Raw genomic sequence first — 14,796 nt, forward strand, 5'->3', positions numbered from 1 at the left:
ATTGCCGTTGCTATCCGTGCTGATCGCCGAGCTCGGTACCGTGATGGTGGTCACACCATCACTGATAGTGATGCTGTCGACGGTGGCACCGGCTTCGACAACGCCAGAAAGGGTCACGTTGGTTGCTTCGTCTGCGCTTAACAGCTCATCGCCGCCGTCGTCGAACGCAATACTGTTTGCACCATCACCCGTGCTCGGCGCGCCCGTATCCAAGGTGGTGGTATCGGTGACCGTGCCCGTGTTCCCGGCAGCGTCGGTCACTGTCATGGTGACGGTCAACTCGCCGTCGGCGAGACCTGACAGGTCTTGCCCAACGACGGTCAGGTTGCCGTTGCTATCCGTGCTGATCGCCGAGCTCGGAACCGTGATCGTCGTCACGCCATCACTGATGGTGATGCTGTCGACGGTGGCACCGGCTTCGACAACGCCAGAAAGGGTCACATTGGTCGCTTCCTCTGCGTTTAATAGCTCATCGCCGCCATCGTCGAACGCAATACCGTTTGCGCCATCACCTGTGCTCGGCGCGCCCGTATCCAAGGTGGTGGTATCGGTGACCGTGCCTGTGTTCCCGGCAGCGTCGGTCACTGTCATGGTGACGGTCAATTCGCCGTCAGCGAGGCTTGAAAGGTCTTGCCCAACGACGGTCACGTTGCCGTTGCTATCCGTGCTGATCGCCGAACTCGGTACCGTGATCGTCGTCACGCCATCACTGATGGTGATGCTGTCGACGGTGGCACCGGCTTCGACAACGCCAGAAAGGGTCACGTTGGTCGCCTCACTCGCGCTTAATAGCTCATCGCCGCCGTCGTCAAACGCAATACTGTTTACGCCATCACCCGTGCTCGGTGCGCCCGTATCCAAGGTGGTGGTATCGGTCACGTTTCCTCGGTTACCAGCAGCATCTTCAACCGTCATGGTAACGGTCAATTCGCCGTCGGCGAAAATACTGAGGTCTTGTCCGCTAATGGTCACGTTACCGTTTTCATCAACGCTAATTGCTGTAGGGTCAACCTCAATGTCGGTGGTACCGTCACTGATCACGACGCGGATGATTGATGCGCCTGTTTCGATTTGGCCACTTAAAGTGGCATCGGCCGCTTCCGTAGCAGATAATAGGTTATCACCGCCATCATCGAAGATGATGCTATTACCATCATCGCCATTACCTGGCGCTACGGTATCAATAACAACCTCGCCTTCAGCCTCCCCTTCGTTACCAGTTGGATCCGTCGCGATCACAACAACCGCGGTGGTGCCATCTTCTAATTCGGCAACGACGTCATCAGCAAGTGTCCAAGTGCCATCGCCATTGTTGGTTGCTTCATACTCAACACCGTTAATGATAACGACCACTTTCGCATCTGGATCATTGACTGTGCCGTTGAGCTCGGGCGTTGTATCATTAGTAATTAAGTCGTTAAAAGTAACGATTGGAGCTTCTGTATCACTGTTATCAGGAGGAATAATGACATCGTCGTCATTATCACTTCCACCACTAAGTGCCAATGCCGCTAATGCTGCACCGCCTAACACTAATGGCCACCACATTATACCTGAGTCGCTATCTTCGTAACCTAAGCTTTGATAAGTCTCGTCGTCTTCGTCAAGATTTTCCAACAGGTCGTCAGTCAAGCCGCTTTGCGGAACGAAGGAATAGTAATCTCCGTCTTCCGCTAAACCGAAAAACATGGGTGGCGTGCTCAGGTCATAATAACCTGTAATAATAACGTCTGCGCTTGCATCTGGCGCCGCATCACCAAAGTGAAGTTCTAAATTTTCGCCTTCACGTTTAAAGAAAACTTGTTGGGGCGCGACACCTGTTGTTGGGTCGAGTAGTTCGAAACGAACGTTGTTTTGAGCATTGATGGTCAATGCTCCCCCGTCAATCATTGAAGAGTGGTGCTCGACTACGCGCTCACCGCTGTAAACAATAAGTTCATACCCTTTGACCATGACATCATCTCCGTTAATGTTATAAAAATAGTCAGTAAGCGCTTTGACTTAGTAAGTGCGCTTGTAAATTAGAATTAGTTAGCCTGCCAAACACGTACTGTTACGCGTCGATTCGGTTGTAAACATTGAATAAGGACATCTCGGCTTAACGAAGAAGGGCAATCCGTTACAACTGGATCCGCCGCACCAAAACCAAATACTTGGAGACTGCCACTAAAACCTTTGCTTTTAAGGTAATTGGCGACGGTTTGTGCACGTTGCTCTGAGAGTGTTTGGTTGTAGTCGCGAGCACCTAGAAGGTCGGTATAGCCAGATACAGTAATACGTAGAGGGTGGTCAGAATGGGCCTCGATAAAGTTCACGACTTTGTCTAATGGGTGCGAGGCTATAACGTCAATGAGTTCAGCTCCATTAAAAGTAAAGAGCGCTTCTGAGTCAAAATTAAACGTTACAGGCTCCTCTGGTGCGGCGCAGTTAGATTGGTGACGCGGCACCAAAAATGAGCGTGCTTTGTAACTTTCTAAAACGTCGTTTACACGGTCATGTTTTGAAACGTTAAAACCTACACGTGAAGTTGTTGATACCGGCATTAAATTTACGTAATACACAGCATGCGGAGCGATGGTTAACTCAATAGAAGTCGCGGCGAGACCACCTTGGGTGATTTGAAAATCTTGAATGCCGTTGCATGCAGAGAGAACTGTGTATTGTTGCGGGTGAAGACCAGAAATGACTTTTCCTTGGGTTGAGATAACGATCGAGTTCGTTCGTAACGGCTCGGTATCAACAGGACCATCATGGAAAAATACAACTTTTGCAGTAGCTTCTGCACCACTAATTTGAGAAAAGGCTTTGCTCGGTTGGCCGGTTAATAGGGAACCTGAGGTGGTGCAGGCTGCTAAGGTTGCAGCGCAAGTAAGCGTACAGAGTAATTGAACGTGTTTTAGGTAACTTTTCATTATTTACTTTTCTCGGGAGCGTGTGAAACACCAGACTTACTTGTGGAATGAGAGAAAAAAATTAACTTCATCAATTAAGCAAGCGCTGAATTTTTAATTTTTGTAGCACAATATATTGTACATAACATACTCAATCGTCAAGTATATATAATAAAAAGGTACCAGTGAATAAAAATTGTTAATTGAATTTATATTTCAAATAAACTCAAAAAAATAACCACAAAAAAAGAAAGGTCAATTTTAACCAATGAAAATTATTAAATTTTATTCATTATTGATAAAAACAAAACAAATGTTTAAATTACAATTAAATCATATAGATACATCAATTTTAAATAAAAATAAGCAACTAGACGAATTCAACAAATAAAAACAAACTGTTAATATAAAATTAAAAAAGGTTTTATATTAAAAAACAAAGAAAAATTTAATTTTTATTTTCTAACCACTTTTAAAAAATCCCCCTATCTACCTACTTTAAACAGCGCTTTAAAATATTCATGGACAGCAATTTTTACCTGGTTTCCTGTAGCCCGATATTTCGTTAATCACTGCGCTATTTAACCGTAGGCAAGATGTATCATTTGCAAGCAGGGTGTTAACAAAATTGAAACTTTTAATTTCTTTATTCACACGCTCGAGCGCGCCGGTCATTCTTGTACGGCGACGGTACCCGCTAACCTTCAGAAAGCGCTGTTTCAGACCAAATGACAAATCCTGTTACGATTAGCTCGTTTATTGCACAAAATTTCGATGTGGTGTGTTGAAATAAAACAAACTTTGTCAGTTTAAAAAGAAGAGTTCGCAGGAACACCCACTCTTATTCTTCACAGTCTGAGGTGGGTGTCTTGGTAATTTTTAAGATTTGAGATGGATGTCTTGGTAATTTTTCCCTGCTCATTGTTGGCTCGATTCTGCCATACAGAATCCTTCTTTTTGAGCGGCTCGTCGGGCCCTTGCTATCGGGCTAAAACGGACCCACCTGAATAAATAAAGCACGGCGATTTTTGTAATGGCACTGACACTCGCCAACAGCAATAGCGGCCAACCTTGTGTAAGCCCCATGCTCAGAGAAAATGCGATAGTTGAAATGTCCATCAGTAAAATGAACGCACTCATTTTTCTATCCAGCGCCCCGGTCTCCCCCGCCTTAAGCACTAAGGTGATCTGACTGTAATAGCCATGCGCAATGAGCCCGGTAATACAGACTATCATTACCGCCATTATTTGCTGTCCTTGATCTTCATAAGCAGTTCCTATGACACCAAACAAAGCGCCTATCAAAAGTAGCGCCAGGGCCGCTGAAAAACATAGAAACGACGGCCGTGTCTTCCTGTCTCGCCATATTTCATAAAGAATGATACTAACCAGCACTGAGGCGCATAACCTAGGCCACACAATATAGTGATTGAAAGGCTCTATCGACATGCCATATACAAAGAAGGAGTAGTAGGCGAAGAAGCTAACCATAAACATTTTCAGCGACAGGATATGCGTTGGATTTTGTATGTGCTCTTGTTTCCTTCGCCATATAGTACGTACTTGTGAATACACCCCTAATAAACTAAATAAGATGAAGCAAGTATTGAGCGTTCCGAAAAAGTTAAACCACATTAGCATCTAATTCCCAAATTAACATTGTCGACAATTTTAATTTAAAAACCCATACAAACAATTTATTCATATGTATATCGAAAATAATTGTCGACAATGTGGATTTGAGATAAGTTTTATGTACGATGACGTTCGTTGCTTAAAGACACCAAAATGGAGAAGTAGATGGAAGTTAGGTTTATGAGTCAAGGTGACCTTCAAGACAAGGTGCTTGATGTACTCTTGCAGCTGCGCCCGCAGTACAGTCGTGAAAGTTTGCATGTGCAGATAGAGAAACAGAAAGCACAGGGCTATCAGCTAGTCTATGTGATATCGGAGGGCGAGGTGTTGGCGGTTGCCGGGTTCAGCATAGGCGAAAAACTCGCTTGGGGAAAGCACATCTATATTGAGGATCTGGTTACCAATGAAGCATACCGTTCAAAAGGCGTCGGCACTTTTTTTATGAACTGGTTTAAAAGCTATGCGAAAAAAGTCGGCTGTACGCAGATCCACCTCGATTCAGGCGTGCAACGCTTTCCCGCCCATAAATTTTACCTTAGGGAGGGCTTTCGAATAGCCAGTCATCACTTTTCTATAGTGGAAGGTTTGGACTAAAAGCTACCAAGAGAGCTAAAGAACCCAAGGGCTGAAAGAGAGCCGCTAGAAAAACTGAGTAATAAACAAGACACCCACTCTTATACTTTAAGCTTTGAGATGGGTGTCTTAGTAATTTGCTTTATTCTACAACGGGGTAACTTGCTTCTCCCCAAAACTCTTGGGCGTTATCCATCATGATTTCAATTGTGAACGGAATAAACTTGGATAAGAAGGTAACCGCATCACGGACCTGAGCCCGGTTTGCTGAACTATTCCAGGTGGCGCCACCATGGATAATCTGGTTTCTTAATGTATATAGGCGAGAAAATATGACCGATAAAACAGCGGAGGTGTTTTTACCGCCGAGTGCTTTATTAGCATAGGATTTTGCGGCTTTAAAGCGCTCTTCCCACTCTTGTTCGGACTTTTTATGATTGTGGAAATCCCAAAAGGGCTGAAACACAAATTTGTTGTTTAACAATACCCTGATACTGCTGGCAAATTCGTTCCAGACCAGATCTGCTAAGCGGCCTTGCTCGTCCAGCTGACATAAGCGTTCGATAAAATTACGGAATGTATCTTGCTCGGTATAACGGTAACAATCGTCAATAACATTTGAGTATGCGGCATTAAAGGCTATCCAATAAAAGATAAACTGGGAGTCTTTATCCCCTTCCATCTGCTCTGCTTTATGCAGCCAGCTCAGTGCCCTGTGTACCCGCAAGCCTATGTTTTCAGAGTATTCACTTCGTTCGCTACGCTGTCGCGCTTTTAAGCTCTGGTAAGTCACTTCCATATCAAATACCTAAGGTAATTCAAACAAGTTACCCTCAATATTAATAAGTTAATTGCTCCCCCTAGTCAAACGCCCACTATAAAAACGACAAAGCGCTCTCCTTATCTGCAGGCATAAAAAAGCCCCGCTAAAAAGCGGGGACTTTGAGGTTAACGTTTTTCACGTATTACCAAGGAACACGGGGGTTGCAATCTAGGGTGGCCCCTAGGTGCATAAATTAGATTGATTCGAGGGCGATTTTCACCATCTCGTTAAAGGTGCTTTGACGCTCTTCGGCTGGCGTTGCTTCACCGGTGATCACATGATCGCTCACGGTAAACAGCGCCATGGCGTTGGCACCGTATTCGGCGGCCACACCGTAAAGGCCGGCAGTTTCCATGTCCACCGCCAGTACACCTAGCTTATGCAGCTCTTCGTAAAACGAGGAGTCGGCCTGATAGAAGGTATCCGTGGTAAACACGTTCCCTACCTTGGCATCGATACCCAATTCACGGGCGGCGCGTACGCCGTTTTCAAGCAAGCCATAGTTGGCCAGGGCGGCAAAATCGTAGCCACGTACACGGGCACGGTTAACATTGGAGTCGGTGCTCGCACCCTGCGCAAAAATCACGTCGCGGATCTTAGTGTCTGCAGCGATGCCGCCACAGGTACCGATACGAATGATATTTTTCACACCGTAGCTGACGATCAGCTCGCGGGCATAAATGGACATGGATGGAATGCCCATACCCGAGCCCATGATGCTCACCGGCTTACCTTTATAAGTGCCGGTAAAGCCGTACATATTGCGTACGCCAGTCACTTGTTTCGCATCGTCGAGAAAGTGCTCGGCAATGTATTGGGCACGCAGTGGATCGCCCGGCATTAATACCGTTTCGGCAAAATCGCCCTGGGCTGCGCTAATATGTGGCGTACTCATATCTTGTCCTCTTACTGTGCTGTGTCCGGCGTATCAATCGACAGCGCCGCAACAAAGCCGTTACCATATTCAAGTGTTGTTAGGTCAAACCATTGCGCCAGGGTCTGGCCGATATCGGCAAAACTCTCACGCTCACCCAGAGCCACGGCTTGCATGCCCGGGCGATAGGCGATTACCGGCACATACTCACGAGTATGATCCGAGCCTGCGGCGGTGGGGTCGCAGCCATGGTCGGCGGTGATGATCAGCAGATCATCTTCTTTTAACTGCGCCAATACATGGGGCAAAAAGTCATCGAATACTTTCAATGCTTCGCCATAACCCACGGCGTTACGACGATGACCATAGAGTTCATCGAAGTCCACCAGGTTAGTAAATACCAAGCTGTTGTCCGGTGCCTGTTTGAACACCTCGACGGTTTTCGCCAGTAGGTTTTCCAGGCCCGGCGCCTTATATTTTTGGGTGATCCCCTGATGGGCATAAATATCGGCGATTTTGCCAATACTGATCACCTCGCCACCGGCGGCCGCCAGCTTATCAAGCACTGTCGGGGCCGGCGGTAACACCGAATAATCGCGGCGATTACCGGTGCGCTTAAAATCATCCTTGTCATTGCCAACAAAGGGACGCGCAATCACGCGGCCGATGTTGTAGTCATCAAGCAGTGAGCGTGCAACTTCACATACCTGATATAACTTATCCAAACCAAAGCTTTGTTCATGGGCGGCAATTTGGAACACGCTATCGGCCGAGGTGTAACAAATTGGCTTACCCGTGCGCACATGCTCCTCACCGAGCTCGGCGATAATGGTCGTGCCCGAAGCATGACAATTACCCAATATCCCGGGAATACCGGTGCGCGCTACCAATTCATCAATCAACTCGGCGGGAAAGCTGGGTGTCGTTAAAGGGAAATAACCCCAATCAAACAACACCGGCACACCGGCCATTTCCCAATGCCCCGACGGCGTGTCTTTGCCACTGGATAACTCCTTGGCATAACCCCACGCAGCCATTGGCTGTTGGCGATTGGCAACGTTAAGGATTCGACCAGACGCCGCCTCACAGGCATCAATCAAACCCAGTCGCGACAAGTTTGCCAGCGCCAAGGGTTCACCCCATCGCTGCTGGTAGGCATCTAAAATGTGACCCAGGGTGTTGGCACCAAGATCGCCAAAGGCCTCGGCATCGGGTGCCGCGCCAATACCCAGACTGTCGGCCATCAAGATCATTGCTCGTGCCATACTTGCCTCGCTCTATTACGCTATGTTGCTCACTTTAACCACTTGATAAATTTAGCTACAGGACAAAAGTCCTACACTAATTATAGGTTTGTTCTGGACGCTAGGGGTTCGCCGCTGATGTTTTTTCAAGCGGACATAAGTCCTTAATAAAAACCCGTTATAAAGGCTACATTTGTCGAAATAACGTGAGGATTTGCGTCACTTTTGGCGCGCATAAGCGCTAATGGATGGCATCAATTGAGATTATTCGTGGCGAATTTGCTAAAGTAATCAATTGTCTAATTTCAGTCTGGATGCTTTGTTTGTGACACAAACCATTATCGCCATTGCCGGTGCGTCTGCGTCGGGTAAGTCGTTGTTTAGCCAAACTATTTATTACGAACTGGTCAATGAGCTAGAGCCTGGGGCGATCGCCATTATCGAGGAAGACGCCTACTACCGGGATCAATCACATTTACCTATGGCGCATCGCGTCAAAACCAATTATGACCACCCCGATGCCTTTGAGCACGAATTGTTGGTCGAGCACCTGCGCAAATTGCGTGAAGGGTGCGCCGTGGATGTGCCCATTTATGACTATAACGAGCACACCCGCGCAAAGGAAACACGCCGCGTTTTACCGGCAAAGATCCTCATCGTCGAGGGTATTTTGTTATTAAGCGATCCGGCACTGAGAGATGAATTTGATATCAAGGTGTTTATCGATACGCCGCTGGACATCTGTCTGATGCGCCGTATGCAACGCGATATTGAAGAGCGCGGTCGCACAATCCAGTCGATTGTCGAACAGTATAAGCGCACCGTGCGACCTATGTTTTACCAGTTTATCGAGCCGTCCAAGCACAACGCCGACTTGGTGGTCACCCGAGGTGGTAAAAACCGCGTAGCAATTGACATAATAAAAAGTAAAATCAAACACCTACTACAAGAATAACGGGAACATCGGCAATGACAACATTAATGAGCCTGATCGGTATGCTGGTGCTACTGGCGATTGCCTACGGGGCATCAACAAACCGTAAAGCGATAAATCCACGCACAGTCGGCGTGGCATTTTTACTGCAAGTCATCATAGGTGGCTTTGTATTATTTTTTGAATTTGGCAAAAACATACTTGAAGCCATGTCCAGGGCGGTTGCCAAAATAATCGGCTATGCCACCGATGGCATCAGCTTTTTATTCGGTCCCTTGGCCAAGGAAGACACACTAGGCTTTTTATTCGCCTTTCAGGTGTTGCCGGTTATCGTATTTTTCTCATCCCTGGTGGCGGTCTTGTATTACCTCGGCATCATGGATTGGGTGATTAAATTCTTAGGCGGCGCGCTGCAAAAACTGTTGAAAACATCGCGTCCCGAGTCGCTCTCGGCCACCGCCAATATTTTCGTTGGCCAAACCGAAGCGCCTTTAATAGTTAAACCTTTTATAACCACCATGACCAAGTCGGAGTTATTCGCGGTCATGGTCGGTGGCTTAGCCACGGTAGCGGGCTCGGTCATGGCGGGTTATGTAAAGATAGGCGTTGAACTGCACTACCTGATTGCTGCCAGCTTTATGGCCGCACCCGGTGGTTTCCTGATGGCCAAAATGATAGTGCCGGAGACGGAAACCCCGAAGGAAACCCTGGCAGAGCTCGATACCGAGCATGAGCAGCCGGTTAACGTCATCGATGCCGCGGCCGCTGGTGCCTCAAGCGGTATGCAACTGGCCCTGAACGTAGGCGCCATGCTGTTGGCTTTCGTAGCGCTTATCGCCCTGCTTAATGGTGTATTAGGCTGGTTTGGTGGCTTCTTCGATAACCCGGAGCTGACGCTGCAACAGATTTTAGGTTATGTCTTCGCCCCGGTCGCCTGGTTATTGGGTGTGCCTTGGGATGAAGCCATGCGAGCCGGTAGTTTTATCGGCCAGAAATTAGTCGTAAATGAGTTCGTCGCTTATTTGGACTTTGTAAATTATCGTGATGAGTTAAGTGAGCACACACAAGCAATCGTAACCTTTGCACTGTGTGGTTTCGCTAACCTGTCATCGATAGCCATCTTACTAGGCGGGATTGGCGGTATGGCGCCAAGCCGGCGGAAGGACATCGCACGTCTAGGGCTCAGAGCAGTGTTGGCAGGATCTATGGCCAACCTTATGAGCGCCGCAATTGCTGGGTTTTTCCTCTCTATTGCTTAGAAAGAAAGAGAAGCCACAGTTGCAAAACAGGGTCTCAGACCTAGGTTGTTGCCTTAAGGGGTTAAGGCAGCAGCTAACTTGAACGATACTTCACCAAAGGGCCGCAAGGCCCTTTTATCGTTTCTGCGCCCTACTAATACCAATTCACTTAAATAGCTAATCATTCTAGCGGGCTAAATGTCATGCTCACGGCGTTGGAATTTTTCGATGTAGAGTAACTACATAAGAAAAATTCCGCCTTGTTATCACATCATTTATCCGGCGCTATATCTGCTCACATACTTAACAGAATTGGTATAAATCCATTAAAGTACCCAAATAAGGAATATTTTCTTCGTTATTAGGTGCATTCTTCATTGCATTTATCTATGCTTAGGGGAATTATTGGCTTAAGGAAAGAGCATGCCCCCCTTGCTGCGAACGTCACTCCCCTTGTTATGTTTCCTATGCGCACTTCTATCTTTTAACAGTGCTGCGGATGACACCGTGCAGGTGGTGACCGAACTGAGCCCGCCCAACCAGATTTTAATCAATGACAATATCGGCGGCAGCAGCACGGATATCGTTCGTCATGTGCTCAGCGAAGCGAATGTGGATGCCGATATCAACATCTACCCCTGGGCACGGGCCTTTTACCTCGCCAAAAAGCAGGCCAATACGCTGATATACAGTTTAGCGAAAACGCCGGAGCGGGAGCCGCTCTTTCACTGGCTTGGCAAGGTCGCCTATTTTCGTTTGGGCTTTGTCAGCTTATCGTCAAGCAAACACATCAACATCAAACAACTCGAGGACGCCCGAGCCTATCGCATAGCGGTGCAGCGCGATGATATCAGCGCCTTGTTTTTTGTAAAACGCGGCTTTACCGTGCTGCAAACCACAGATATCAAGCACTCCTACCGCCTCTTGCTTTCCGGTAAAGTGGATCTGATCATCGATGACCCTAACTATGTGGGTGCCATGGCGCAGCAGTTTAATCTGCCCGCCAGTCATTTGCGTTTTATCAGCGCCATCGAAGAGCTTAGCGTCTACGGCTACTTGGCAGCCAACAAAGACATGGACGCTACCACGGTCGCCAACATCAAAGAGGCCTTCGCCGCCATTGAAGACACGACCTGGTACCAGCAAAAGCTGCGCAATCCCTATCATGAGCTGCAAACCTTTAATGACTAGTGCGCCACCACAAAAACAACCATCTACATAATTTTTAACAAACTTTTAGTCGCACCTCGGTCGCAGTTATCCGCTCCCTTGCTATGATGTAACAGTCTCCCCAAAAGGATAGGATAACCATGAAAACAATAACGACCTTGGCTTTGGCCGTGGCAACCACGCTGGCCCCCTGGGTGTCGGCCTATGAAACCGAAGACACGCGCCTGTTGCGCTTCCCCGATATTCACAACGAACATGTCACCTTTATTTACGCCGGTGATGTGTATGTGGCTAACACCGCAACCGGTGCCAGCCAACGCCTGACCGATCATGTTGGCTTTGAGACCTTTCCTAAATTCTCACCGGATGGTGAGCGCATCGCCTTTGCCGCCGAGTACAACGGCAGCCGCCAAATTTACGTGATCAACCGCGATGGTTCCGGGCTAAAGCAACTGACTTACTATAACGATGTTGGCCCTATGCCGCCGCGCGGTGGTTATGATTACCGGGTGTTGGATTGGACCCCAGATGGCAAAAACGTGGTCTTTCGCGCCAACCGTACACCTTGGGGTAAGCGCATGGGCCGTCCCTATATGGTGCCGGCGGATGGTGGCTTAGAGCAGCCACTGGCTATCCCGGAAACCGGCGGGGGTATGCTCTCTCCCGATGGCGGTAAGTATGTGTACACCCCCATCGACCGCGAGTTTCGTACCTGGAAGCGCTCGCGAGGCGGTCGTGCCCAGGATGTGTGGGTGTATGACTTAGAAAACAACACCTCCAAGCAATTGACCAGCAGTCGCGCCACCGAGCAGCAACCGACCTGGGTGGGCGACAACATCTATTTTGTTTCCGACAGCGACTACACCCTGAATCTGTACCAATACCGCGAGGGAGCCGAGGCGAAAAAACTCACCAATCACCAGGATTTTGACGTGCTCTGGCCATCGGCTGGCCCTAACGCCCTGGTCTATGAAAATGGCGGCTACCTCTATCGCTTTGACCCTATTACCGAGCAAAGCACCAAGCTCACCATTAATATTGCCGGTCTACGCCAGTACGCCATGCCCTACAGCAAGAATGTCAGTGAGTATATCGACTCCATGTCCTTGTCTCATGATGGCAAACGCGCCCTGTTCACCGCCCGTGGTGAGCTCTTTAGCGTGCCTGTTAAACAAGGGCCCACACGCAACCTGTCCTATACGCCTACCGGGCGTGAAATTGACGCCAGCTGGTCGCCCAATGGTCGCTACATTGCCTATATGAGCGATGAAAGTGGCGAATATGAGATTTACGTCAAGGATCGCGCCAACAACAATGCGGTGAAGCAACTCACCGACAACGGCACCATTTGGCGTTTTACCCCGGTCTGGTCGCCGGATAGCTCAAAACTGCTGTTTGCAGATAAGAACCACACCCTGTGGTGGCTGGATGCAAAATCCGGTAAACAACACAAGATAGATACCGGCCTGTACGATGAGGATGGTATTCAACAGTACATCTGGTCGCCTAACAGCGAAGACATCGTCTTTGTGAAAAACAACGAAAACCGCTATGCCTCGCTATGGCACTACAATACCGATGAGCAAACGGTGACGCGCTTAACCGACGAGATGACCAATGAGCACAGCCCGGCCTTCTCACCGGATGGCCAATACCTGTACTTTACCTCTGAGCGCGACTTCAACCTCGCCTTTAGCAGCTACGAGTTTGACTACATGTTTAACCGTGCCACGCGCATTTATGCCGCCGCGGTAAACAGCAAGATCACACCCTTAATTGCCCTGCAAAGCGATGAAGCGGCCATCCTTAGTGACGATGACGACAGCAAAGAAACAAGCAAAAAGAATCAGCTGCAAAGCAGTGGCTTTATGCAACGGGTGACCGCTCTTAACGCTCCAGCGGGAGACTACAACGCCTTAGCCGGCGTCGAAGGCGGCGTGTTAACCATGAGCAGTGGCGATTTACAGCTGCTTGGCACCGAGCACGATGCTGAACTGAAAACCGTGGCCAAAGGTGTTAGTGGCTATACCCTGTCCAGCAACCGTGAACATGTTTTGGTACAAGCGGGTAAGGACTACAGCGTTATTGCGCCGAAAGCGGATCAGGATTTAAACGCGGCCAAGCTGGATTTAACCAAGATGACGCTGAAAATCGACCCGCAAATCGAGTGGCAGAAAATGTATGTGGAAGGCTGGCGCACCCTGCGTGATTGGTTCTACGATGAAAACCATCATGGTCAGGACTGGGATGCTATCTTGGCCAAATATCAGCCGTTGGCCAATGCCGTGGCGCACCGCGCCGATCTTGACTATGTGCTGAGCGAAATTGCCGGTGAGATCAATGCCGGTCACATCTATGTGCAATCCGGTGATATGCCTACGGCCGAGCGCAAAAAGCACGGTTTGCTGGGCGCCAAACTGGCGAGCCACGACTCGGGTTATGTGCAAATCGAGCAGATTTTCCAAGGCGAAAACTGGCATGAAGACTTCCGTTCCCCACTGGGCACCACGGGCGTTAAAGCCAGCGACGGAGACTTCATTATCGCCGTTAACGGCCGCCCGGTCACCCAGGTGAGTAACTTCTATGAATTGCTGGAAAACACCCAGGGAGAGCAAGTTGAGCTGCTAATAAACTCCAAACCAAGCCAAAAAGGTGCCTGGAAGGTCAGCGTCAAACCAGTGGCCAGCGAGCAAGGCCTGCGTTATCTGCAATGGGTGCACGAGCGCGCCGACTATGTGACCAAGCTTTCCAATGGCCGAATCGGCTATGTGCACTTGCCCAACACCCATTACGAGGGCAACCGCGCCATGTTCAAAAACTTTATGCCGCAAACCACCAAGGACGCCATGATCATCGACGACCGCTACAATGGCGGTGGCTTTATTCCCGAGCATATGATCACCTGGCTGGCACGTAAGCCGCTGAACTACTGGAAACGCCGTGGTGTTGAGCCGACAAAAACCCCGCAGTTTGCCCACGATGGTCCTAAGGCCATGCTGATCAATGGCTATTCCAGCTCTGGCGGTGATGCCCTGCCTTACTATTTCCGTCAGGCGGGTTTAGGTAAGCTGATTGGTACTCGTACCTGGGGTGGCTTAATCGGTATTTCCGGCAACCCGAATCTGGTCGATGGCGGCCAGGTGATTGCGGCGACCTTCCGCATCCTGGATAACGAGGGGAACTGGATCATCGAGAACGAAGGCGTAACGCCGGATATCGAGGTGATTGATCGTCCCGAGCTTATTTATCAGGGTAAGGATCCATCCATTGAGCGCGCCGTTGAAGAGCTACTCAAGGAACTTGAGGCCAAGCCGAGACAACCCCTGAGCGTGCCACCGGCACCCAGTAAGTTCTAACTAGAGCGTTAGGGCCTGCCTGTCTTTTAGAGATGCAGGCCCTGATAACAGCTGCAAA

At 48.9% G+C, this 14,796-nt stretch carries 11 protein-coding genes; 5 read left to right on the forward strand and 6 right to left on the reverse strand.

Translation table 11 applies throughout. From position 1 onward, the window contains the following. From C2M17_RS13325 to C2M17_RS13335, 3 genes are all read right to left on the reverse strand, one after another. Positions 1-1,953: Ig-like domain-containing protein (locus tag C2M17_RS13325; RefSeq protein ID WP_199776028.1), on the reverse strand; the 1,953-nt coding region annotated here is incomplete at its 3' end. Between the two features lie 74 nt (positions 1,954-2,027). Beyond that, positions 2,028-2,912: an OmpA family protein gene (locus tag C2M17_RS13330; protein WP_105201231.1), complete on the reverse strand. Its 885-nt coding sequence runs from the start codon at positions 2,910-2,912 to the stop codon at positions 2,028-2,030. Positions 2,913-3,809: 897 nt separating this feature from the next. After that, a complete protein-coding gene (locus tag C2M17_RS13335; RefSeq protein ID WP_105201665.1) occupies positions 3,810-4,526 on the reverse strand; it encodes a hypothetical protein in 717 nt (238 codons plus the stop codon). A gap of 165 nt (positions 4,527-4,691) precedes the next feature. Here C2M17_RS13335 and C2M17_RS13340 point away from each other — a divergent pair, with 165 nt between their 5' ends. Further along, positions 4,692-5,120, forward strand: a complete 429-nt coding sequence (locus C2M17_RS13340; RefSeq protein ID WP_105201232.1) for a GNAT family N-acetyltransferase — start codon at positions 4,692-4,694, stop codon at positions 5,118-5,120. A 121-nt stretch (positions 5,121-5,241) separates the two neighbouring features. Here the strand turns inward: C2M17_RS13340 and C2M17_RS13345 are convergent, their stop codons facing one another. The 3 genes from C2M17_RS13345 to C2M17_RS13355 form a co-directional block, all read right to left on the reverse strand. After that, positions 5,242-5,898 (reverse strand): HEPN domain-containing protein, encoded by a 657-nt coding sequence (locus tag C2M17_RS13345; protein WP_199776029.1) that lies wholly within the window; start codon positions 5,896-5,898, stop codon positions 5,242-5,244. Between the two features lie 217 nt (positions 5,899-6,115). After that, positions 6,116-6,817 (reverse strand): purine-nucleoside phosphorylase, encoded by a 702-nt coding sequence (deoD, locus tag C2M17_RS13350; RefSeq protein ID WP_105201233.1) that lies wholly within the window; start codon positions 6,815-6,817, stop codon positions 6,116-6,118. Between the two features lie 11 nt (positions 6,818-6,828). Next, a complete protein-coding gene (locus C2M17_RS13355; protein WP_105201234.1) occupies positions 6,829-8,061 on the reverse strand; it encodes a phosphopentomutase in 1,233 nt (410 codons plus the stop codon). Between the two features lie 304 nt (positions 8,062-8,365). Here C2M17_RS13355 and udk point away from each other — a divergent pair, with 304 nt between their 5' ends. The 4 genes from udk (at position 8,366) to C2M17_RS13375 (ending at position 14,738) form a co-directional block, all read left to right on the forward strand. Beyond that, positions 8,366-8,995: a uridine kinase gene (gene udk / locus C2M17_RS13360; protein ID WP_105201667.1), complete on the forward strand. Its 630-nt coding sequence runs from the start codon at positions 8,366-8,368 to the stop codon at positions 8,993-8,995. Positions 8,996-9,009: 14 nt separating this feature from the next. Continuing rightward, the gene (locus C2M17_RS13365; RefSeq protein WP_105201235.1) at positions 9,010-10,233 is read left to right on the forward strand and encodes a NupC/NupG family nucleoside CNT transporter; all 1,224 of its coding nucleotides are present in this window, start codon (positions 9,010-9,012) and stop codon (positions 10,231-10,233) included. Between the two features lie 402 nt (positions 10,234-10,635). After that, positions 10,636-11,403, forward strand: coding sequence for a substrate-binding periplasmic protein (locus C2M17_RS13370; protein ID WP_105201236.1), 768 nt, complete (start codon positions 10,636-10,638; stop codon positions 11,401-11,403). 119 nt (positions 11,404-11,522) lie between these two features. Next, on the forward strand, positions 11,523-14,738 hold the full coding sequence (locus C2M17_RS13375) for a S41 family peptidase (RefSeq protein WP_105201237.1): 3,216 nt from the start codon (positions 11,523-11,525) through the stop codon (positions 14,736-14,738). Positions 14,739-14,796: the final 58 nt, after the last annotated feature.

The sequence above is a fragment of the Pseudoalteromonas sp. T1lg10 genome (assembly GCF_002964545.1).
In the GTDB taxonomy this organism is placed as follows: Bacteria; Pseudomonadota; Gammaproteobacteria; order Enterobacterales; family Alteromonadaceae; genus Pseudoalteromonas.